Below are 20,582 nucleotides of genomic sequence, written 5' to 3' on the forward strand. Positions count from 1 at the left end.
CGCGGCAAGCGGGGGAAGCGGACGCCGCATCGGCCTACCCCCGCGCATGGGTTGACGCTGGCGGCAGGGCGAGTCAGAGGTTGCGCATGAACTGGCAGCAGACCGTCAACGCCCGTGGCTGGAAAGTGCCCTTCGTGGGCAAGTCCCTGTTTCAGATCGGGAAGGAGCTGCGCCCCAAGATCGACCGGGTGATCATGCGCAACTCGCGCATTCCCGATGCCGCGGTGCAGGACAAGGCGTTCTTCCCGTGGATCGCCGAGCTCGAGCGGCACTGGGAGACGATCCGCGACGAGGCCGTGGCGATCCGCGCCAAGGACATTCCCTCGCTGGGCGACATCTCGTTCGATCACGGGCGTATCGCCGCCGACCGTCGCTGGCGCGCGTTCTTCCTCAAGGGCTACGGCTACCGGCTCAAGGCCAACGCCGCGCGGGCGCCGATCACCGCCGCGCTGATCGAAAAGGTGCCGGGGCTGGTGACCGCCAATTTCTCGGTCATGGAAGCGGGCGGGCACATCCCGCGCCACTACGGCATGACCAAGGGCATGCTGACTTACCATCTTGCGCTCAAGGCCCCGCGCGAGGCGGAAAAGTGCCGGATGCACATCGAGGAAGGCGAGACGCTGCACGTCATGCACTGGCGCGACGGCGAGTCGTTCCTGTTCGACGACATGTTCAACCACGAGGTCTGGAACGAGAGCGACGAGGATCGCTTCATCCTGCTCATCCAGATCAAGCGCCCGTGCCGCTTCGTCGGCAACCTGATCCAGAACCTGTTCCTGAAGGGTGTGCGCCACTCGCGCTTCGTCAAGGACATCACCAAGGCGATCGACAAGGCCGCCGTCCGCCCGGCCTGATCCGCCGGACGCTGGCCAAACCGGTGGATCAGCGCCGCGTGCGCTCGATCGCGGCGATCGCGATGGCCATGTGCTCGGCCCAGCTCGGGTTGTGCCAATGCGGCAGGCGCGCGCGCTGTGCCAGGGCCATTGGGCCACCTGCAGCATGGTCGAGCACCGCAGCGCGCCAGCCCGGCCCGTCGAGCGGGTCGAGGTAGTCGGGCACCGCGCCACCCACTTCGCGCAACGCGGCCAGCTCGCTGCAGATCACCGGCGTTCCGACGGATAGAGCCTCGGCCACGGGCATGCCGTAGCCTTCCGCGAACGAGGGCATCAGCAGCGCCCGCGCGCCACGCAGCAACGAGGACAGGCGCGCATCGGGGCAGCTGCCGATCTCGGTGACGTGGTGCTCCAGCGCCGGGCATCGTTCGAGCATGTCGACGATCTGCTCGTTTTCCCAACCGCGCCGCCCGACAACGACGAGGCGCGGCACGGCATGGTCTGGCAGCGTCTCGGCCAGCTGGCGCCAGAGATGGAGCAGCAGGAGATGGTTCTTGCGCGGCTCGATCGTGCCGAGGCAGACGAAATAAGGGCGGCCATCGCCGGGATCGGGAATTGCCGGCACCATCGGCACCGTACCGAGCAGCGCCACGGCGACATCGACCGCGCGGCCGCTGCGATCGAGCCAGGGCTGCAGCGACCGGCCGGTGGCGGCGGAATTGACGATCACCGTATCGGCCAGCGCCGCCACCGTCTCGATCCGCCGGCGATGCAGCGCGCCGCCGCTGGGCCGGGCGTATTCGGGAAATTCGATCGGAATGAGATCATGGACCATGCAGGCGAAGCGCGCCTGCTCGCGATCGAGGATCCGCCGCATCGTGCCCGCCCGCGTCAGGTGATGCGGAGAGACCTGGACATAGACCGCGCCGGGCCGGGCTGGCGGCACGCGCCGCGGCCATAATGCGGCGAGTTGCGGCACGATCGCGGGCAAGGACAGGCGCACGGGCTGGTCGTCGGCGTCCGCCCAGCGCGCTTCGAGCCGGTCGAGGAACGCAAGCGCCGCCTGGCGCGGCACACGACCGTACCGCCCCGCCGGGTGCACGGCCGAAAAGTCCAGCGCCTCGCCATAATGCGCGAGAAGGCCACGGACATAGGCCATCTCGACCCGGTCGACGCCCGAAGGCGTTGCATAACGCAGCCGTGAGACTAAGCGTGATATATCTAATATAACCGAATTCATCGCAGCCACGTCATGAGGCGACCCTGCCAGCGCCGCAGCGGCGCCACCCATTGCAGCCGGTTTACCGCCTGCGCATCGGCCATGCGGCCGACCAGCACTTCGGGCGGGCACGGCAGGCCGGTGACCGGATCGAGGTATCGCGGATAGAGAATGAGGACGCCGGCTACCAGCGCATCGAGCGCAAGCGTCCGCCCGCGCCGATCGGGGACGGCGCCAAGATCGCGCGTGAGCCCCCAGCCGGCATAGAACGGCGTCCCGTGGCAGGTGACGTCGCGGCCGCGCAACAAAGCCTCGAACCCGGTCAGCGAGGTCAGGACGTGGACGCCATCGACCCGCTCGAGCAGCGGTGCCATCCCTCCGCCGCGCACCACCCGGTCGGCATGCTCGAGGATCGCCTCGTCGGGCACCGCGCCCTTGCGATGCCCGGCATCGACGTCGGGATGGGGTCGGAACCAGATCTCGGCATCGGGTTCGTGCATCCGCGCACGGCGCACGAGTTCGAGATTGGAGGCAAGACCCCCGCCACCGGCACGCACCGACATGTCGTCCTCTACCTGCCCGGGCACGAGGACCAGCCGCCGCCCGCCCGCGCGCTGCGGCAGCGTTGAGGATGCATCGGCGCCGCTGCCGGTGTCGGCGGCATACTTGCTGATCCCCGCCGCGACGATCGCGCGCCGCAGGGCGCCGGCGCGCTCGAGCAGCCGCGCCCCGAATCGCGTCTGTGCGAGGATCGTCTCCAGGTCGCTCGGGCCGGAGGGATCGAAATGGATGCCCTGTGCATCGACGACGACCGAGGAAGGCGGGACAAGATCAACCCCCAGCCCGACCGACCGCACGAAGCCGTCCTCGACGCGGACCAGCGGGACGCCGCGCTGCTGTGCCTGCTGGAGCAACGCCGGTGAAACGCGCGATGGCCAGATCGCGACGGCGCCATGGCGGCGATGCGCCGCCATCACCGCCCTGCCGCCGTGGCGCAGGAAGCGCAGGCGACGGGCCGGATGCCACAGGAAGCGGCGGATCTCGTCACGCTTCCACCAGGCCATGCCACACGCCACTGCGATGGCCCGATTGCCGTCGAGCGCGGCGCGCCAGGTTGCCAGCACGTCGATCGTCGCCAGCAGGGTGGAAGGACCGTCGGTAAACGGATCGCGGCAGGCCGTCCGGCCCAGTTCGGCCAGCACCCGGAGCGCGATGGTCTCGGCGTCGTCCCCCGGCGAGCCGAACCGGCCGGGCGCGGAGATCGTGACCGGCACCTGCGCACAGGCGGCCAGCGCGACCCATTCGTCGTCACCATGGGCGACGAGGCGACGGGCGCCGTCAAGCGCGGACCAGGGGTCGACCGCCGCATCGGACCAGTCTGCGCCCCCCTGCCCGGCCCCTTCCGCGATGGTGGCGGCCAGGGCTTGCTCCAGCGCACGATCGGCAGCGACGGCGATCCACAGCGTCGGGGAGGCACCGTCGACAAGCCGCTCGAGATCCGCGATCGTCGTACCGGTCGCAACGCGCACGATCACCCGGCCAGCAGCGCCCTCGACGGGTCGCTGCCAGAAATCACCGCCGACCCTCGCCTCGTGCAACAGCGCAAGGACGCTGCGCGGCGGCGGCAGGGCGATTCCGGCCACGGCCGCAGCGCCGCTGGCGCGGGTTACGCCGGCATCCGCCCAGGGAAACGGTGGTGCGCGCAACAGCGGCGGATGCGTCACGGACGCAGACCCCAGCCCTCGACGACGAGGCGGCCATGCTCGCCGCGCCGCACGACGCCATAGCCGCCGGTCGGCAGCTTCAGTTGGGGCGGGAGGCCGTCGAGCCCTTCGGCCTGCAGCGCGAACCGCGCGGCGCCGTTGCTGGTGACAACAAGCGTCGGGCGATCGAGCGGCGGCCCGGCAAACAGGCGCTGCCAGGCCGCCCGGCGCGCGGGCGCATCGACTGTCCAGCCCGGAGGTGCGAGCGCCGCACTGTCCCACGCCTGCAGCGCGTCGGCACCAATGCGGGCCAGGACCATGGCTTCGTCCTTGTCCTCATCCGGTCCGTGGTCGACCTCGCGCAGCCAGTCGCACAGCTCCGGTTCGGGGGGCGATCCAGGCTGCGCTGCCAGGATCAACCGGGCGGTCAGGCGGGTGCGTTGCAAGGGCGAGACCAGAGCGCGGCCGAAATGCCAGCCCCTTGCCACGAACAGCCGGCCGAGTGCTTCGGCCTGCGCCTGGCCAGCCTCGGTCAGCGGCAGGTCGGTGCGCGCACCGATCCGGCGCGGCGCCTCTCCGGCGGCAAAGGTATTCCCGTGGCGAACGATCACGAACATGCGGCGCGCGTCGTATCAGGCCGGGAACGGATCGCCCAGCCTTGCGATCGTCGCTTCGGCAAGGGCGAGGTCTTCGGGCGTGTCGATGCCCGACATCGCGTGGCTGGGCGGATCGACCGCCAGGGTCGTGATCGTGCGCCCCGCCTCGAGGAAGCGCAGCTGCTCCAGACCCTCCAGCGTCTCGTACACGCCTGCCGGGGCCGCCGCGAACCAGGTGAGTGCCTCCATCCGGTAGCCATAGAGGCCCAGGTGCTGCCAGACCGGCGACATGGGTTGCGCCACGCGCAATGCGGCTTCGTTGCGCATGGCCGGCAGGATGGTCTTGGAAAACCACAGCGCCCGCCCGTCAGCCGCGCGCAGGCAGGTCGTGCCACTAAACGGTGCCGCCTGCTTGTGCGCGCGCAGGGCGTCGAGCCTTGCCCAGTCGAGCGGGTAGACCGGCGTCGCGACATCGGCCGATCCGGCACGCAGCGCGGCGACGAGGCCGGCGACCACGGCAGGCGGCACGAAGGGTGCATCGCCCTGCAGGTTGATGACGAGTTCGGGCGGTGAATCCTGGGCAAGTGCGGCGGCACAGGCCCGCGCCGATCCCGAATCGAGCGAGGCCTCGGTCATCACGGCGGCGGCGCCGAACCCGCGGGCATGGTCCGCGATGCGCGCGTCGTCCGTCGCCACGACCACCGTGCAATCGCCAGCCAGTGCTGCCGCCGCATCCGCCACCGCAACGACGCGCTGGAGCAGGCTGCGCCCGGCGATCAGGCGCAGCGGCTTGCCCGGCAAACGGGTGGAGCCGTAGCGAGCCGGAACGACGATGAGGGCTGGCGCGGTCAGGAGACCCCGGCGCGGACGATGTCGTGCATGTGGACGATGCCGGTCAGCACGCCGCCATCCTCCACGAAGAGGACCGAAACCGCGTTCTCGTTGAGAATGCGCAAGGCCTCGGCGGCGAGCATATCCGCCGGCACGGTCAGCGGATTGGGCGACATGTGGCGCATGACGGTGTCGTTGAGGTCGTGGACCGCGATGCAGCGACGCAGGTCGCCATCGGTGAACACGCCGATGAGCCGTCCGTTCGCATCGACGACGGCCGTGCAGCCATAGCGCTTGCGGCTCATTTCCATGGTGGCGCCGAGCAGCGTCGCGTCGCCGGCAATGCGCGGGATCGCATCGCCGGTGCCCATGACGTCGCCCACCACGCACAACTGTGCGCCCAGCTTGCCGCCGGGGTGGAACACGCGGAAATCGCTGGGGGTGAAGCCGCGTGCCTCGATCAGCGCCACGGCGAGCGCGTCGCCCAGCACCAGCTGCAGCGTCGTCGACGACGTGGGGGCCAGCTCGTTCGGGCAAGCCTCGCGTACGTTGGGCAGCGGCAGGCAGATGTCGGCGGCACGGCCGGCGGTGCTGTCGGGATAGGCGGTCGCGACGATCAGCGGCACCGAATACTGGTCGCAGTAGCGCAGGATGTCGCCCAGCTCGGCGGTTTCGCCCGACCAGGTGATCGCCAGCACGATGTCCTCGGTGGTGATGACGCCAAGATCGCCATGGCTCGCCTCGCCGGGGTGGAGATAGAGCGCGGACGTGCCGGTCGAGCGCATCGTCGCGGCGATCTTGCGCGCGATGTGTCCGCTCTTGCCCATGCCGGTCACGACGACTCGGCCGCGGGTGTTGGCCAGGGCATCGATCGCCCGGCCAACGGCCGAACCAAGACCCGGAGACTGCAGCGATTCTCTTAGCAGCTGCAGCGCCTGCATCTCGATGTCGAGGGTGTTGAGTGCCGAGCGGGCATAGCGCGTCTGGTCGATCTGGGTCAGCATGGGGCTGTGAATGTCCCTGTCTGGTGACATCGGGGGGCGTGTCACCAAGCTAGAGCGAATATTTAAAGCCATCGGGGATTGCCAGCATTTTCGCGAGGGCCCAAGGACATGTTCAGTCCAGATTCGAACAAACCCCGCCAAAACGGCGCGGAACGAACCAAAACAGCACCATCCATCAAGCGGCAGCGTATCATATCATGAACCTCTGTGGGCACGACATCAGCGCAGCGTCTCGTCTATTCGCAATTGCGGGACCATGCGTCATCGAAAGCGAGGACCTGACGCTTTCCATCGCCGAAGCGTTGGCCGGGGTGGCCGACCGCCTCGGTCTTTTCCTGATATTCAAGGCCTCGTTCGACAAAGCAAACCGCAGTTCCGGGAAATCGTTCCGGGGACTCGGAATCGAAGAAGGCCTGCGCATCCTCGACAAGGTGCGCGCCGAGACCGGATTGCCGGTGATAACCGACGTGCACGAGGCCGGTCAGGTCGCGGCCGTGGCGCAAGTGGTCGATGTCTTGCAGACGCCGGCGTTCCTGGCACGGCAGACCGACTTCATCGTCGCCGTCGCCGCGAGCGGCAAGCCGGTGAACATCAAGAAGGCGCAGTTCATGGCGCCGGCGGACATGAACCAAGTCGTCGCCAAGGCGCGGGACGCGGCACAGGCGGCCGGCCATGATCCCGACTCGTTCCTGCTCTGCGAACGCGGCACCTCGTTCGGCTACAACACGCTGGTATCCGACATGCGCGGGCTCGCGATCATGGCCGACACCGGGTGCCCCGTGGTTTTCGATGCCACCCATTCGGTGCAGCAGCCGGGGGGCCTGGGCGAGCGGTCGGGCGGCCAGCGCGAATACGTGCCACTACTGGCGCGCGCTGCGGTGGCGGCCGGCGTCGCCGGGGTGTTCATGGAAACCCATCCCGATCCCGACAAGGCGCTGTCCGACGGGCCCAATGCATTGCCGCTCGCCGATTTCGAGGGCCTATGGACGCAATTGCTGGCGATCGATGCCGTGGTCAAACCCGCAGCGTAAAGGGACAAGAGAAAGGCGGCCCGCCGTGGGAACGGGCCGCCTCGGGACTGCGCATCGGCAATATACAAGAGATGTGATCGCGGCGGCGGGGGTTCAAGCCCCGTCCCCTTGAACCGATGCCGCGATCAGGCCGCCTCGATCGCGGTCATGTCGTCGGGATCGCGCAGCACGTAGCCGCGGCCCCACACGGTCTCGATGTAGTTTTCGCCGTCGCAGGCATGCGCGAGCTTCTTGCGCAGCTTGCAGATGAACACGTCGATGATCTTGAGTTCGGGCTCGTCCATCCCGCCATAGAGATGGTTGAGGAACATTTCCTTGGTCAGCGTCGTGCCCTTGCGCAGCGAGAGCAGCTCGAGCATCGCGTATTCCTTGCCGGTCAGGTGTACGCGCGCGGCGTCGACCTCGACCGTCTTGGCATCGAGATTGACCGAGAGCTTGCCGGTGCGGATGACCGACTGCGAGTGGCCCTTGGACCGGCGCACGACCGCGTGGATGCGGGCGATGAGCTCTTCGCGATGGAACGGCTTGGTCACGTAGTCGTCAGCGCCGAAGCCGAACGAGCGGACCTTGGAGTCCATTTCCGAGATGCCCGACAGGATCAGCACCGGTGTCTGCACCTTGGCGACGCGCAGCTTCTTGAGCACGTCGTAGCCGTGCATGTCGGGCAGGTTGAGGTCGAGCAGGATGATGTCGTAATCATACAGCTTGCCGAGATCGAGGCCCTCTTCCCCCAGGTCGGTGGAATAGACGTTGAACCCTTCGGCCGTCAGCATCAGTTCGATGGCCTTGGCCGTTGCCGGCTCGTCCTCGATCAACAGCACGCGCATGAGAAAGCCCCTTGTTGCCGTTTGCCCCGGTACAGCCCCCAAAGGGCTCGTTTCCGTCATTAACCATAGCAGCAATGAACATTAAAGGTTAATTTAACGTAAGCGTCCGGGCGTCCGAATTGCGTTGCTCGACGCCCTACCCCCGATGTCCCGTGCCTGGTGGCGGCCGCCGACGGCGCTGTCCCGAAGAGTGGGGAACATCTGCCCGCCGGCATCCGCCGATTCCATTTGCCTGACCCAGGCGTATCCGACCACGGTTAACGCGAACCGCGAGTCGGGATCAGGACAACCACGATGCTTGGCCACGATGCCTGGCGTCGCGGCAATGATCGCAGAGCGCGCCGGCCTGTCAGGAAACGCCCAGCCGCGCCGCCGCCTCGCGCAACTTGCGCACGCTGGCCGGATCGCCTGAAAGCCCCGCCACGCCGTTGCGCAGGGCCCGCGCCGCGGCGTCGGGCTGGTTCTGCCGGACACGGCTGCTGACGAGCAGGATCCAGCCGTCGACGTTGTGCGGATTGCGGGCGAGACGGGCCTCGAGGCTGTCGACCATGCCGCGCGACATCGCCTCCTTGCCCCCACTGGCGACACCGCGCTGTTGCGGGCCGGACGCGGTCTTGAGCTCGGCATGCGCGGGACCGGGCAGTACCCCGCCCTTCTTCGCAGCCTTGTCGGCCTTGGGCTTGTCCGGCTTGGGTAGGCGCGCCTCGGCATCAGCGATCGCCAGGCGCTTTTCGACCTCGATATGATGGCGCTTGCCGACGCTGCGAATCACCGCGCGGATGTCGGAAGCATAGGGCGCGTCGGGCGGCGTCTCGCTGAGCTGCGCGAACCAGGCGCGCAGCGCACGGCGGTGCTGGCCCGACAGGTCCAGCGCCAGCGCCTTGAAATAGCGCGCGCGGGCGTTGCGGGGATCGAGTGCCAGCGCGCGGTCGAAGGCGATCCGCGCGGCACGCGGCATGCGCCCGGCGCGCTGGTTCGAAAGGACGAGGGCCTCGCCGAGGAACGAGAAGGTCTCGGCGTGGTCGGGTTCGAGCAGGCTGGCCTTGCGCAGCGCACGGGCCGCGTCCTTGTAGCGCTCGTTCTGGAAATAGGCCCAGCCGAGCATGCGCCACCCTTGCGCGTTCTCCGGATCGTCGGCGAGTCGCTGCTCCATCCGGCCGATGGTATCGTCGACGACGGGCGAGGGTTCGGGGCGCGGCGTCGCGTCCACTGCCACGGCCGCTGCATTGCTGGCCGAGGCCTCGGGCGCGGCACTGGCGGAAGGGGATGCGCTGGCGTCGTCGGCAGGCACGGCGCTGTCGAGCGCGATCGGGGTCAGTTCCGGGCGCGGCGGCTCAGCCAGCGCGGCGGTGACGTCAGCGGGCCGTTCGAGCCGATAAATACCGATGCCGCCGCCGACGATCACTGCGATCGAGACGACGCCGATCCCCACCTGCCGCCACAGGCCCGGCACGCGCGCATCGGATGCAGGCGCACCTTCGGGTGGAGTCTCGTCAGGCAGGTTCATCATGCACTCCCTCGCGCCGGGCGGTCCCGGTCGCGCGTCCGCCGCCGCATTATCCCGTGGCCTGCCGCCGGGTCAACGCACCGCGGCAAGGGTCTTTTGCCGGCGGCGCTGCACCGAACTGCCCAGCCCGATCGCCTCGCGATACTTGGCGACCGTGCGCCGTGCGAGATCGAAGCCGCGCGCGCGCAACAAGTCGACGAGCGTATCGTCCGACAGGATCGCCTTGGGGTCCTCGGCATCGATCAGCTGGCGGATCGCGGCCTTGACCGCCTCGGCCGAGACCGCCCCCTCGCCATCGGCCGACGCCACGCCGGAGGTGAAGAAGTACTTCAGCTCGAACGTGCCGCGCGCGCACTGCAGGTACTTGTTGGAGGTCACGCGGCTCACCGTGCTCTCGTGCATCTCCACCGCCTCGGCCACGGTGCGTAGCGTCAGCGGCTTGAGCGCCGAGACGCCGTGGCGAAAGAACCCGTCCTGTTGCTTGACGATCTCGCTCGCGACCTTGAGGATCGTCTTCTGGCGCTGGTCGAGCGCCTTGACCAGCCAGTTGGCGTCGGCCAGCTTTTCCCCGAGCCAGGCGCGCGCCTGCTTGGCCATACAGGCCCGGCGCATCTCGACGTAATAGCTGCGGTTGACCAGCACGCGCGGCAGCGTCGCGGGATTGAGCACGATCGCCCAGCCGCCATCGCCCGCTGCCTGGATCAGGATGTCGGGCGTGACCGCCTCGGCCGGGCCGCTGCCAAAGCGCAGGCCCGGCTTGGGATCGTAGCCGCGCAGTTCCGCCATCATTTCGGCGAAATCCTCGTCGTCCACGCCGCACAGCCGCTTGAGCCGCGGCAGTTCGCCGCGTCCCAGCAGTTCCAGGTTGTCGAGCAGCCGCGCCATGAGCGGATCGTAGCGATCGGCCTCGCGCGCCTGCAGCGCCAGGCATTCGCCCAGCGAGCGCGCGCCCACCCCCGTGGGATCGAGCGCATGGACCACAGCCAGCGCCCGCTCGCAATCGGCCAGCGCGATGCCCAGCGTCTCGGCCACTTCGTCGAGCGAAATGCGCAGGTAGCCCGTCTCGTCGAGCGCATCGATCAGCCAGCGCGCGACGAACAGCGTGGCGGCGTCGGGTGCGACCGCGCCGGCTTGGGCATGGAGATGCTCGGCCAGCGAAGCCGCCAGCGCGCCGCGTTCGTCGATGTCGGGGCCCTCGCCACCACCTGCTCCGGCGCCCCCACCGAAGTCTCCGCCGAGATCGGCGGACTGGGCTGTCGCGGATGCTGTCGCAAGCGCGCCGTCACCGGTATCGCGGTCGAGGTCGAGCGCGCCGCCGTCGATGTCGAGTGGCCGGTCTTCGGCGGCCCGGCCTTCGCTGACCAGTTGGTCCACCGGGCTGGATTCGAGGTGCGTGCGGCGCAGGTCCGCGTCACCGGCCTCAAGGACTTCCGCCGGAGCCGCTTCGCCGATCTCGAGCAGCGGATTGGCATCGAGCGCCTCGCCGATGAAGGTCTCGATCTCGAGGTTGGACAGCGCCAGCAGCTTGATCGCCTGCTGGAGCTGCGGCGTCATTACCAAAGACTGCGACTGGCGAAGGTCCAGCCGGGGGCCGAGCGCCATGGCCGGTGCCTAGCCCGCCATGGCGGCAGCGCAGCGCCGCGACCCGTGCCTCAAAGCGTGAAGCCTTCGCCGAGGTAGAGGCGGCGCACGTTGGGGTCGGCGACCAGCGCCTCGGGGCTGCCCGCGAACAGGACCTGCCCGCCATAGATGATGCAGGCGCGGTCGACGATGTCGAGCGTTTCGCGCACGTTGTGGTCGGTGATGAGCACGCCGATGCCGCGCGTCTTGAGGTCCTTGACCAGATCGCGGATGTCGCTGATCGACAGCGGGTCGATGCCCGCGAACGGTTCGTCGAGCAGGACGATCGAGGGCCGCGCGGCGAGCGCACGGGCGATTTCGCAGCGGCGGCGTTCACCGCCCGACAGCGCCATGGCCGCACTGCTGCGCAGGCGGGTCAGGCCGAATTCGTCGAGCAGGCGCTCCAGTTCGGCCGCGCGCGTCGCCTTGTCCGGCTCGACCAGTTCGAGCACGGTGGCGATGTTCTGCTCCACCGTCATGCCGCGGAAGATCGAGGTTTCCTGCGGCAGGTAGCCGAGGCCGAGGATCGAGCGGCGGTACATCGGCAGCTTGGTGATATCGACGCCGTCGAGCAGGATACGCCCCGAATCGGGCCGCACCAGCCCCATGATCGAGTAGAAGCAAGTGGTCTTGCCCGCACCGTTCGGCCCCAACAGGCCGAGCACTTCGCCCTTGGCGACCGACAGCGAAATGTCGGTCAGCACCGCGCGCTTGTCGTAGGACTTGGCGATCGACACCACCTCGAGCCCGTCGGGCGCGGAGCTGGCAACCGCGGCGGACGCGGTACGAGTAGCGACAGGGGTTGCGGCGGGGGAAGAACCGGTCATGCGCCTGCTCATAGCCCGGTCGGCGCGCGCGGCAAAGCCCGTCCGTCATCTTCCACCGAACCCTCCGTTTCATCTGGCGCGATTCTCGCATGGCATCACGGAGTAACCATGCTTGCGCCGCCACGCAGGACATGATGTTATGCCAAATGCATCCCGACGGCCGATGGGGAACGCCGGTGGGGTAGCGGGGGAGAACACACGAATGTCGGTACACCGCACATGGTCGTCGCCGAGCGGTCGCAATGGCACGCCGGACATGGCGCCGAGCCGCGAGATGTCGCAGCGGCTCGATGTGGCACACAAGCAGATCAGCGATGCCGTGGCCTATGGCCTGCTCGTCTACACCGCGCTGCAGATCTTCATGACGCTCCACGCCATTTCCGGCAACGACAACAGCTTCATGCCGATGATCGCGCTGGTCGTGCTGGTGGCGGCGATCATCCCGCTCTATCGCCGGCTCGAACGCAACTGGGACGCGACGGCCGCCGCGCTTGCCGCCGATCCGGCAACCCTGGCAGAGCGCCTGCCGCCCGCGCTGCGCCGCGCACGCACGGTGATCTGGGCGATTTCCATCGGCCTGCCCTTCGCCGTGACCGCGCTCATCAAGGGCATCGCCGCGCTGGTGTGAGCGGCCGCATTGCCCCCATGGCCGGGCACCGCTAGGGATCGGCGCCAAGGGCCGCTCGCGGCCGGCTTTGATTGGAGTGCGCCGATGTTGACCCCGCAAGATGCACAGGCGCGTTGCCAGGCCCTGATCGAACGGGCGCGCCGCGCCGGCGCCGATGCCGGTGACGCGGTCTATCTCGCCAGTGCCTCGGAGAGCGTCAGCGTCCGCCTCGGCGCGCTGGAAGACGTCGAGCGCTCCGAATCCGAACATGTCGGCCTCAGGGTCTTCGTCGGCGGGGCCTCAGCCTCGATCGGGTCGAGCGACCTTGCCGACGCCGCACTCGACGAACTGGCGACGCGCGCCGTGGCCATGGCCCGTGCCGCGCCGGTCGACCGCTTCGCCGGGCTCGCCGATGAAAGCCTGCTGGCGCGCGGCCCCTTCCCCGATCTCGATCTCGACGATCCCGAGGAACCCAGCCCGCAGGCGCTGCGGCAGATGGCCCAGGAGGCCGAGGATGCCGCGCGCGCGGTGCCGGGCGTGACCAACAGCGAAGGCGGCAGCGCCAGCAGCGGACGCGGCGTGGTCGCGCTGGCCACCAGCCATGGTTTTGCCGGGGCCTATGCCGCCACCAGCCGCAGCCTTTCGGCCAGCGTGATCGCCGGCGAGGGCGGCGCCTTGCAGCGCGACCATGGCTGGCGCAGCGCGCGCTTCGGCGCCGATCTCGCCAGCCCGGACGTCATCGGCCGCGAGGCCGGCACGCGCGCGGTCGCGCGGCTCAACCCGGGCCGCGTCAAGAGCGGGACGATGCCGGTGGTGTTCGACCCGCGCGTCGGCGGCTCGCTGGTCGGGCACCTGCTGGGCGCGATCTCGGGCGCATCGATCGCCCGCCGCTCGAGCTTCCTGCTGGGCAAGGACGGCGCACAGATCTTCGACAGCGGCGTCACCATCAGCGACGATCCGCTGCGCCCGCGCGGCCTGCGCTCGCGACCCTTCGATGGCGAGGGGCTGGCGACCGCCCCGCGCAAGCTCATCGACGCCGGGCGCCTCACCGGCTGGCTGATGGATTCGGCCGCCGCGCGCCAGCTCGACGCCGCGCCCACCGGCCACGCCTCACGCGGGGGTGGCGGCGCGCCGCATGTCACCGCCGGCAATGTCGTGCTCGAGCCCGGCACGCTAAGCCCGGCGGCGCTGATCGCCGACATCGCCGATGGCGTCTATGTGACCGAGCTGATCGGCAGCGGCGTCAACGGCGTGACCGGCGACTACAGCCGCGGCGCGGCGGGCTTCCGCATCGTCAACGGCGCTATCGCCGGCCCGATCGCCGAATTCACCGTCGCGGGTAACCTGCTCGCCATGTTTGCCGCGCTGGTCCCGGCCGACGACCTGGTGATCGAGCGCGGCATCGACGTGCCGACGCTGCGCATCGACGGCATGAGTGTGGCAGGCGACTAGGGTTTAGCCTGGCCCGCCACGCCCAAAGCCGGCGTCCTTACTTCACGTCCATCTGTCCGAGCGCGAAGGCCTGCCATTCGGCATTGTCGCGATAGCGCTCGAACCGGCCCGACTTGCCGCCGTGGCCGGCTTCCATGTTGACGCGGAACACCAGCGGGTTGGCATCGGTCTTCGCCGCGCGCAGCCTGGCCACCCACTTGGTCGGCTCGTAATACTGCACCTGGCTGTCCCACAGCCCGGTGCCGACGAACAGCGCGGGGTAAGGCTTGGCCTTGACCTGGTCATACGGCGAGTAGCTCAGCATGTAGTCGTAATAGGGCTGCGTCGCCGGGTTGCCCCATTCGTCGTATTCGAAGGTGGTCAGCGGGATCGAGGCGTCGAGCATCGTCGTCACCACGTCGACGAAGGGCACCTGCGCCACGATCGTCCTGTATTCGCCCGGCTCGGCCATGTTGGCGACCGCGCCCATCAGCAGGCCACCCGCGCTGCCGCCGATGCCGGTGACGCGCCCCTTGGCGGCATAGCCCCGCCGCACGAGATCGCGCGTCACGTCGATGAAGTCGGTGAAGCTGTTCTTCTTGTTGAGCAGGTGGCCCTGGTCGTACCAGTCGCGCCCCATCTCCTGCCCGCCGCGGATATGCGCGATGGCATAGATCACCCCGCGATCGAGCAGTGCCAGCCGCGCCGGGTCGAACACCGGGTCGGTGGAAATGCCATAGGCGCCATAGGCATACTGCATCAGCGGCGCGCTGCCGTCGACCGGCGTCGTTTTGGCGCGCACGATCGACACGGGCACGCGCGTGCCGTCGCGCGCGTTCGACCACACGCGCTCGGTCACGTACCGCGCAGCGTCATACCCCGGCACCGGTGCCACCTTGAGCACGCGCCGCGCGCCGGTCTGCGCATTGACCTCGATCGTCGTCACCGGCGTCACCAGCGAGCTGTAGGTATAGCGCACCCAGCCGCTCGCCGGATCGGGATTGGTGTCGAGCATCATGCGGTAGGCCGGCTCGTCGGCCTTGACCGGCAGCGACTTGCCCGCCGCGGTCAGCACGCGGATCATGCGGTTGCCGCCCTGGCGCTGGTCGATCGCGATGAAGCCGTGGAACGGCTTGAAATCTTCAATGAACACGTCCGGGCTGGCGGGCACGAGGTCGGCCCACGCTGAAGGGCCCTTGGCAAGATCGGCATCGCCGACGGTCGAGAGCTTGTAGTTCTTCGCCCCACGGTTGTTGAGCACGGTCCAGCGGCCGTCCATGTGATCCGCCGAATAGCGCAGTTCGCGCTCGCGCGGGGCGATCAGCGTGAAGCGGCCGGGATTGGCGCGCGGCGTGCAGCGCTGCTCGGTGCTGACCGTGGTGACGATGATCGAGCAGACATGGCTCTCGTCGCTGGTAACGGCGAGTTCCATGTTGAACGTCTCGTCCTTCTCCTCGACGAGGATCGGGTCCTGTGCGACCGCGGTGCCCAGTGTGTGGCTGCGCAGGCGCCAGCCGCGCAGCGTGACCGGGTCCTTCTCGATGTAGAACACCATGCGCCCGTCGGCGCTCCACGCGACCGACGGCTCGACGTTGGAAATCGTGTCGGCAAGTTCGGCGCCGGTGGCGATGTCCTTGATCTTGAGCACGTATTGCCGCCGGCCGACGGTGTCCTGCGTCCACGCGACGCGGGCATTGCCGGGTGCGACCTCCCATCCGCCCAGCGAGAAGTAGCCATGGCCGCGCGCCATCGCGGGCTCGTCGAACAGCACCTGGCCTGCGCCGGGCATGGCTGCGCCCTTGGGCCCGGCCTTGCGCCGCTCGACCACCGGATAGTCGGCACCGGCGACGAAGCGGGTAGCATACCAGTAGCCGTGCTTGCGCCACGGAACCGAGCTGTCATCCTGCTTGATGTGGGCCACGGTCTCGGCAAACAGCGCATCCTTGAGCGCCTTGGTCGGTGCCAGCTGCCGGTCGGCCCAGGCGTTCTCGGCAGCGAGATAGCCGAGCATCTCGGGGTTCTTGCGGGTGTCGTCGCGCAACCAGTAATAGGGATCCTGCCGCTCGCCGAAGGGCGAGGCGACCGCGTGCGGCTTCTGCGCTGCGACCGGCGCGCCCGGCTCCGCGGCCATGACCGAACTGCCCGTGCCCAGCAGCGATCCAGCCAGGAGGCCTGCCACGATCGCTGTTGTCCTTACCGCTTTTGCCCTGCTCATGCCCTGTTCCTCGCTTGCCCGGTATCGATTGCCACGTATCGGGTGCAACTTTCGCGAGGGCAGCGCGGGTGTCAACGGCGCGTTGCGGCATTGGGGGTGGTGGAAACCCCAAGCAACTCGGCGTTCAGGCGATCAGGCCCCCTCGCGCGCCACCTCGCGCCAGCCGATGTCGCGGCGGCAGAACCCGTCGGCGAAATCGAGCGCATCGACTGCGGCATAGGCCGCATCGCGCGCCGTGCGCACCGATCCGCCGCGCGCGGTGACGTTGAGCACGCGCCCGCCATTGGCGACCAGCTGCCCCGCCGCATCGGTCGCGGTGCCGGCGTGGAACACCTTGGCGCCCAGTGCCTCGGCCGCGTCGATGCCGCGGATCGCCCCGCCCTTCCTGGGCGTGCCGGGATAGCCCTCGGCCGCCATGACCACGGTGAGCGCGGGATCGGGGCTGAAGCGCGGCGGCTCGATCGACGATAGGCGGCTCTGCGCACAGGCCAGCAGCAGTTCGACGAGATCGCTCTCCATGCGCATCATCAGCACCTGGCATTCGGGATCGCCGAAACGCGCGTTGTATTCGATCAGCTGCGGGCCCTTGGCGGTGAGCATCAGCCCGGCATAGAGCACGCCCGAATAGGGCATGCCGGCATCCTGCATCGCCTTGACCGTCGGGCCGATGATCCGCGCCATCGCCACGGCCTCGAGTTCGGGCGTCAGCACGCGCGCCGGGCTGTAGGCGCCCATGCCGCCGGTGTTGGGGCCGGTGTCGCCGTCGCCGACGCGCTTGTGGTCCTGCGCCGAGGCGAGCGGGACGATCGTGGCGCCGTCGGTCAGCGCAAAGAAGCTGGCTTCCTCGCCCTCGAGAAATTCCTCGATCACCACTTCCGCGCCGGCATCGCCGAACTGGCCGTCGAACATGTCGTCGACCGCGGCGCGCGCCTCGTCCATGGTCATCGCCACGACCACGCCCTTGCCGGCCGCGAGGCCATCGGCCTTGATCACCACCGGCGCACCGAAGCGGCCCAGCGCATCATGCGCCGCGGCGGCGCTGGTCGCGCGCTCGTATCCGGCGGTGGGGATCCCGGCGCGGGCGCAGAGGTCCTTGGTAAAGCCCTTCGAGCCTTCGAGCTGGGCGGCCTGCTGGCTCGGCCCGAATACGGCCAGCCCCTCGGCGCGCAGCGAATCCGACAATCCGTCGACCAGCGGCGCCTCGGGGCCGATGACGACGAGGCCGATGCGCTGGTCATTGCAGAACGCGATGACCGCGGCGTGGTCGGTCACGTCGAGCGCGACGCACTCGGCCTCCTGCGCGATGCCGGGATTGCCGGGCGCCGCATAGAGCTTGCTGCACAGCGGCGATTGGGCCAGTTTCCAGGCCAGCGCGTGCTCACGCCCGCCCGCGCCCAACAACAGGATATGCATGCCCTTCCCTTCCGCGCCCGATGACGACGATGACTTTCGCAAGGACGCGCTCCTAGCGAGCGAACGCAGCGGCGACAACGCCCCCGCCCTCTCGATCTCGGAGATTTCCGCCCAGCTCAAGCGCACGGTCGAGGATCGCTTCGGCTTCGTGCGGGTCCGCGGCGAGCTTTCCGGCGTGAAGCGCGCCGCCTCGGGCCATCTCTACATGGCGCTCAAGGACGAAAGCGCCCGGCTCGACGGGGTGATGTGGCGGGGCAACGCGCAGCGCCTCGGCTTCCTGCCGGAAGACGGTGTGGAGGTCATCGCGACGGGCAAGCTGACCACATATCCCGGGCGCTCGAACTACCAGCTGGTGGTCGAGCGCATGGAGATCGCCGGCGAGGGCGCGCTTCTCGCGCTTCTGGCCAAGACCAAGGCCCGGCTCGAGGCCGAGGGATTGTTCGATCCCCGCCGCAAGCGCCCGCTGCCGTTCCTGCCGCGCACGATCGGCGTCGTCACCTCACCCACCGGCGCGGTGATCCGCGACATCCTGCACCGCCTGTCCGACCGCTTTCCCTGCCACGTCGTGGTCTGGCCGGTGCTGGTCCAAGGCCAGGGCGCGGCGGCGCAGGTCGCGGCCGCGGTGCGCGGCTTTTCCGAGTTGCCCGAAGGCGGCCCGATACCGCGCCCCGACGTGGTGATCGTGGCGCGCGGCGGCGGCTCGATCGAGGACCTGTGGGGCTTCAACGAGGAAGTGGTGGTGCGCGCCATCGCGGCCAGCACGATCCCGGTCATCAGCGCGGTGGGCCACGAAACCGACACAACACTGGCCGACTTCGCCGCCGACCTGCGCGCCCCTACCCCCACCGCCGCGGCCGAGATCGCGGTGCCGGTGCGGGCCGAACTGGCCGCCCAGGTTGCCGAGCTGCAGGCCCGCCGCGGCCGCGCGATGGCACGGATGCTCGGCCATGCGCGCGAGCGGCTCGAGTCGCGCGGACAGCGGCTCCCCGCGCCCGAGGCCCTGCTGCAACCCCAGGCGCAGCGACTCGACGATCTTGCCGACCGGCTGCGCCGCGCGCTCCTGCACCGGACCGAGATCGCCAGCGGCGTGCTGGCCCGCCACGGCGGCGCGCTGCGCCCTGCACTGCTCACGCATCGACTCGAGCGCGAGCGCGAGCGGCTGGCGGCGCGACGGCTGCGCCCCGAGGCGTTGCTGCAACGGATCGACCACGCCCGTTCGCGCATCGACGCGCTGGACCGCCTGCGGCGTTCGCTCGATCCCGAGGCCCCGTTGCAGCGCGGCTATGTCCTGGTCACCGATCGCGGCGGCCACGTCGTCAAAGACCGGGCGACCGCCGCCCAGCGCGCGGACCTGACGCTCAAGTTCGCCGACGGCACGCTTGCGGTCACCACCGCGACCGGGACTGCCGGTGCGGAACCTGCCCCGCCAGTCCCGACAGCTCCGACCGCACCGCGTGCACCGGCGCGCGCGCGTCCCACCGCAGGCGACGACCAGCCCAAGCTGCTGTGAGGGCCGCTGGCGACACGCCGATTTGCAATGCCGATCACCGCGGCGTAAACCGGTCGTCATGTTGATGTCAGCGACCAGCCGCCTTGCCCGGCTGCATTACCTTCCCGGCTCGTTCCGCCAGCTCTCGGCGGGCGACCATGTCCTGTGCGCCGTCAGCGGTGTGCCGATCCCGCTCGATGCCCTTCGCTATTGGTCGGCGGAGCGGCAGGAGGCCTATGCCAGCCCCGAGATCGCGACGCGCCGCCTGCTCGAGCGCGCGGCCTGAGCGACCTCGACCCGCGTCGCATCGCAATGCACGCGGCCGCCCCGACGCGGCGCGCCGTGATCGGGGGTGGTGCCGCGCTGCTGACGGCGATTGCGGCGGCAGCCCCCCTCGCCCGCGCACGCGCCGCCATGCTCGATCCGCAGGCCGTGCCGCCGGGCCCCGGCGCGTGGCAGCAGGGCGGATGGATGCGCGCGATGGTGCCACCCGGCACGGTGTCGGCCGATCTCGACGGCATGCCGCTGGCAATCGCGCCCGACGGCGCCGTGTTCGTCGGCTTCGACCGCGATGCGCCCGCAACGGCGACGCTTGGCCTGACGGACGCTGCCGGCCGGCGCAGCACCATGCCGCTGGCGATCGCACCCGGCGGCTGGGCGCTGGAGCACATCAATACGCCGCTGCGTCCGCCGGGCATTCCCGATGCCGACTACGTGGCTCGTCGTCGTGTCGAGACCGCGGCGATCACCCGTGCCCGCCAACCCGATCCGGCGCGCCCCTTGGTCGAAGGCTGGCGCCAGACCATGATCCGCCCTGCCCCCGGCCGCTTCTCGGGGCGTTTCGGGGCGCAGCGCATCTATCGCGGCGAGCCCGGCGCCTATCACGGCGGCCTCGACATCGCCGCAGGCACGGGCACGCCCTTCGTGGCCCCTGCAGACGGTGTCGTCGTGCTGGCGGCGGCGACGCCCTTCACGCTCGAGGGGCGGCTGCTGATGCTCGATCACGGCATGGGCCTTGGCAGCGCGTTCCTGCACTGCAGCACGCATCTGGTGGCCTTGGGCGACCGGGTTCGCCAGGGCCAGCCGATCGGCGCGGTCGGCATGACCGGGCGCGCGACGGGCCCGCATCTGCACTGGGCGCTGGCGTGGCAATCGGCCAGTGGCCTGCGTCGGCTCGACCCGCTGCTGATGCTCGGATGATTTGGTGCAACTGGTTACAATTGTGATAACTCATTTCCTTCGGAGTCGCCACATTTCGAAATGAAATGCATGTAATTCCAACGATTTCTGATTTCGTTGCGGATTGGTGACAGTGCTGGTTTCAATTGAAACGCTGCACGACATCGCGCTTTTCGACACTGCAAAATCGACCAACAAGTCCGCCACCGACCTTGGCTTGCGAGGAACGGGACGGCCGGGGCGATGCCCT

Annotated in this window: 18 protein-coding genes; 7 read left to right on the forward strand and 11 right to left on the reverse strand. The window is 69.2% G+C overall.

Annotation, left to right across the window (positions count from 1 at the left end; all coding sequences use genetic code 11):
* Positions 1-86: 86 nt before the first annotated feature.
* A complete protein-coding gene (locus V7Q48_RS11455) occupies positions 87-854 on the forward strand; it encodes an aspartyl/asparaginyl beta-hydroxylase domain-containing protein (protein ID WP_333838243.1) in 768 nt (255 codons plus the stop codon).
* A gap of 28 nt (positions 855-882) precedes the next feature.
* Here V7Q48_RS11455 and V7Q48_RS11460 read toward each other — a convergent pair whose 3' ends face one another.
* From V7Q48_RS11460 to V7Q48_RS11480, 5 genes are all read right to left on the reverse strand, one after another.
* On the reverse strand, positions 883-1,992 hold the full coding sequence (locus V7Q48_RS11460; protein ID WP_333838244.1) for a glycosyltransferase family 4 protein: 1,110 nt from the start codon (positions 1,990-1,992) through the stop codon (positions 883-885).
* Between the two features lie 77 nt (positions 1,993-2,069).
* Complete coding sequence (locus tag V7Q48_RS11465) at positions 2,070-3,776, reverse strand: capsular polysaccharide export protein, LipB/KpsS family (protein ID WP_333838246.1); 1,707 nt, start codon at positions 3,774-3,776, stop codon at positions 2,070-2,072.
* Complete coding sequence (locus V7Q48_RS11470; RefSeq protein WP_333838248.1) at positions 3,773-4,372, reverse strand: histidine phosphatase family protein; 600 nt, start codon at positions 4,370-4,372, stop codon at positions 3,773-3,775. Before V7Q48_RS11470 ends, V7Q48_RS11465 begins: the two co-directional genes overlap by 4 nt.
* 15 nt (positions 4,373-4,387) lie before the next feature.
* The gene (locus V7Q48_RS11475; protein ID WP_333838308.1) at positions 4,388-5,203 is read right to left on the reverse strand and encodes a 3-deoxy-manno-octulosonate cytidylyltransferase; all 816 of its coding nucleotides are present in this window, start codon (positions 5,201-5,203) and stop codon (positions 4,388-4,390) included.
* The gene (locus tag V7Q48_RS11480; RefSeq protein ID WP_333838249.1) at positions 5,200-6,216 is read right to left on the reverse strand and encodes a KpsF/GutQ family sugar-phosphate isomerase; all 1,017 of its coding nucleotides are present in this window, start codon (positions 6,214-6,216) and stop codon (positions 5,200-5,202) included. The genes V7Q48_RS11475 and V7Q48_RS11480 overlap by 4 nt, the downstream gene beginning before the upstream one ends.
* Positions 6,217-6,383: 167 nt before the next feature.
* Here V7Q48_RS11480 and kdsA point away from each other — a divergent pair, with 167 nt between their 5' ends.
* Positions 6,384-7,217 carry a 3-deoxy-8-phosphooctulonate synthase gene (gene kdsA, locus V7Q48_RS11485; RefSeq protein ID WP_333838250.1) on the forward strand — a complete coding sequence of 278 codons (834 nt, stop codon included), beginning with the start codon at positions 6,384-6,386 and terminating at the stop codon, positions 7,215-7,217.
* Positions 7,218-7,342: 125 nt separating this feature from the next.
* Here the strand turns inward: kdsA and ctrA are convergent, their stop codons facing one another.
* The 4 genes from ctrA to lptB form a co-directional block, all read right to left on the reverse strand.
* Positions 7,343-8,044 carry a response regulator transcription factor CtrA gene (gene ctrA / locus V7Q48_RS11490; protein ID WP_333838251.1) on the reverse strand — a complete coding sequence of 234 codons (702 nt, stop codon included), beginning with the start codon at positions 8,042-8,044 and terminating at the stop codon, positions 7,343-7,345.
* 349 nt (positions 8,045-8,393) lie between these two features.
* Positions 8,394-9,551 (reverse strand): tetratricopeptide repeat protein, encoded by a 1,158-nt coding sequence (locus V7Q48_RS11495; protein ID WP_333838253.1) that lies wholly within the window; start codon positions 9,549-9,551, stop codon positions 8,394-8,396.
* A 72-nt stretch (positions 9,552-9,623) separates the two neighbouring features.
* Positions 9,624-11,153: an RNA polymerase factor sigma-54 gene (gene rpoN / locus V7Q48_RS11500; protein ID WP_333838255.1), complete on the reverse strand. Its 1,530-nt coding sequence runs from the start codon at positions 11,151-11,153 to the stop codon at positions 9,624-9,626.
* Between the two features lie 50 nt (positions 11,154-11,203).
* A complete protein-coding gene (gene lptB / locus V7Q48_RS11505) occupies positions 11,204-11,998 on the reverse strand; it encodes an LPS export ABC transporter ATP-binding protein (protein ID WP_333838257.1) in 795 nt (264 codons plus the stop codon).
* Between the two features lie 202 nt (positions 11,999-12,200).
* Here lptB and V7Q48_RS11510 point away from each other — a divergent pair, with 202 nt between their 5' ends.
* Together V7Q48_RS11510 and V7Q48_RS11515 are read left to right on the forward strand one after the other, a co-directional pair.
* Positions 12,201-12,626, forward strand: coding sequence for a hypothetical protein (locus V7Q48_RS11510; protein ID WP_333838260.1), 426 nt, complete (start codon positions 12,201-12,203; stop codon positions 12,624-12,626).
* An 84-nt stretch (positions 12,627-12,710) separates the two neighbouring features.
* A complete protein-coding gene (locus V7Q48_RS11515; protein ID WP_333838262.1) occupies positions 12,711-14,057 on the forward strand; it encodes a TldD/PmbA family protein in 1,347 nt (448 codons plus the stop codon).
* A gap of 37 nt (positions 14,058-14,094) precedes the next feature.
* Here the strand turns inward: V7Q48_RS11515 and V7Q48_RS11520 are convergent, their stop codons facing one another.
* Positions 14,095-16,215: a S9 family peptidase gene (locus V7Q48_RS11520; RefSeq protein ID WP_333838264.1), complete on the reverse strand. Its 2,121-nt coding sequence runs from the start codon at positions 16,213-16,215 to the stop codon at positions 14,095-14,097.
* Between the two features lie 168 nt (positions 16,216-16,383).
* Positions 16,384-17,664 (reverse strand): phosphoribosylamine--glycine ligase, encoded by a 1,281-nt coding sequence (purD, locus tag V7Q48_RS11525; RefSeq protein ID WP_333838266.1) that lies wholly within the window; start codon positions 17,662-17,664, stop codon positions 16,384-16,386.
* Between purD and xseA the strand changes: the two genes are divergently transcribed.
* The 3 genes from xseA to V7Q48_RS11540 are packed head-to-tail and all read left to right on the forward strand — an operon-like array spanning position 17,663 to position 20,353.
* Complete coding sequence (gene xseA / locus V7Q48_RS11530; RefSeq protein WP_333838268.1) at positions 17,663-19,174, forward strand: exodeoxyribonuclease VII large subunit; 1,512 nt, start codon at positions 17,663-17,665, stop codon at positions 19,172-19,174. The genes purD and xseA overlap by 2 nt on opposite strands.
* Before the next feature lie 58 nt (positions 19,175-19,232).
* Positions 19,233-19,439: a DUF2093 domain-containing protein gene (locus tag V7Q48_RS11535; protein ID WP_333838270.1), complete on the forward strand. Its 207-nt coding sequence runs from the start codon at positions 19,233-19,235 to the stop codon at positions 19,437-19,439.
* Between the two features lie 56 nt (positions 19,440-19,495).
* Positions 19,496-20,353 (forward strand): M23 family metallopeptidase, encoded by an 858-nt coding sequence (locus tag V7Q48_RS11540; RefSeq protein WP_333838272.1) that lies wholly within the window; start codon positions 19,496-19,498, stop codon positions 20,351-20,353.
* Positions 20,354-20,582: the final 229 nt, after the last annotated feature.

Source organism: Novosphingobium sp., assembly GCF_036803765.1.
Classification (GTDB): domain Bacteria; phylum Pseudomonadota; class Alphaproteobacteria; order Sphingomonadales; family Sphingomonadaceae; genus Novosphingobium.

Bases quoted from the DNA above. Each gene is read 5' to 3' on its own strand.
- rpoN (WP_333838255.1), bottom strand. From the start codon at position 11,153: ATGGCGCTCGGCCCCCGGCTGGACCTTCGCCAGTCGCAGTCTTTGGTA.
- xseA (WP_333838268.1), top strand. From the start codon at position 17,663: ATGCCCTTCCCTTCCGCGCCCGATGACGACGATGACTTTCGCAAGGAC.
- V7Q48_RS11510 (WP_333838260.1), top strand. From the start codon at position 12,201: ATGTCGGTACACCGCACATGGTCGTCGCCGAGCGGTCGCAATGGCACG.
- lptB (WP_333838257.1), bottom strand. From the start codon at position 11,998: ATGACCGGTTCTTCCCCCGCCGCAACCCCTGTCGCTACTCGTACCGCG.
- kdsA (WP_333838250.1), top strand. From the start codon at position 6,384: ATGAACCTCTGTGGGCACGACATCAGCGCAGCGTCTCGTCTATTCGCA.
- purD (WP_333838266.1), bottom strand. From the start codon at position 17,664: ATGCATATCCTGTTGTTGGGCGCGGGCGGGCGTGAGCACGCGCTGGCC.
- V7Q48_RS11470 (WP_333838248.1), bottom strand. From the start codon at position 4,372: ATGTTCGTGATCGTTCGCCACGGGAATACCTTTGCCGCCGGAGAGGCG.
- V7Q48_RS11460 (WP_333838244.1), bottom strand. From the start codon at position 1,992: ATGGCCTATGTCCGTGGCCTTCTCGCGCATTATGGCGAGGCGCTGGAC.
- V7Q48_RS11495 (WP_333838253.1), bottom strand. From the start codon at position 9,551: ATGAACCTGCCTGACGAGACTCCACCCGAAGGTGCGCCTGCATCCGAT.
- V7Q48_RS11455 (WP_333838243.1), top strand. From the start codon at position 87: ATGAACTGGCAGCAGACCGTCAACGCCCGTGGCTGGAAAGTGCCCTTC.
- V7Q48_RS11480 (WP_333838249.1), bottom strand. From the start codon at position 6,216: ATGTCACCAGACAGGGACATTCACAGCCCCATGCTGACCCAGATCGAC.
- V7Q48_RS11535 (WP_333838270.1), top strand. From the start codon at position 19,233: ATGTTGATGTCAGCGACCAGCCGCCTTGCCCGGCTGCATTACCTTCCC.
- ctrA (WP_333838251.1), bottom strand. From the start codon at position 8,044: ATGCGCGTGCTGTTGATCGAGGACGAGCCGGCAACGGCCAAGGCCATC.
- V7Q48_RS11515 (WP_333838262.1), top strand. From the start codon at position 12,711: ATGTTGACCCCGCAAGATGCACAGGCGCGTTGCCAGGCCCTGATCGAA.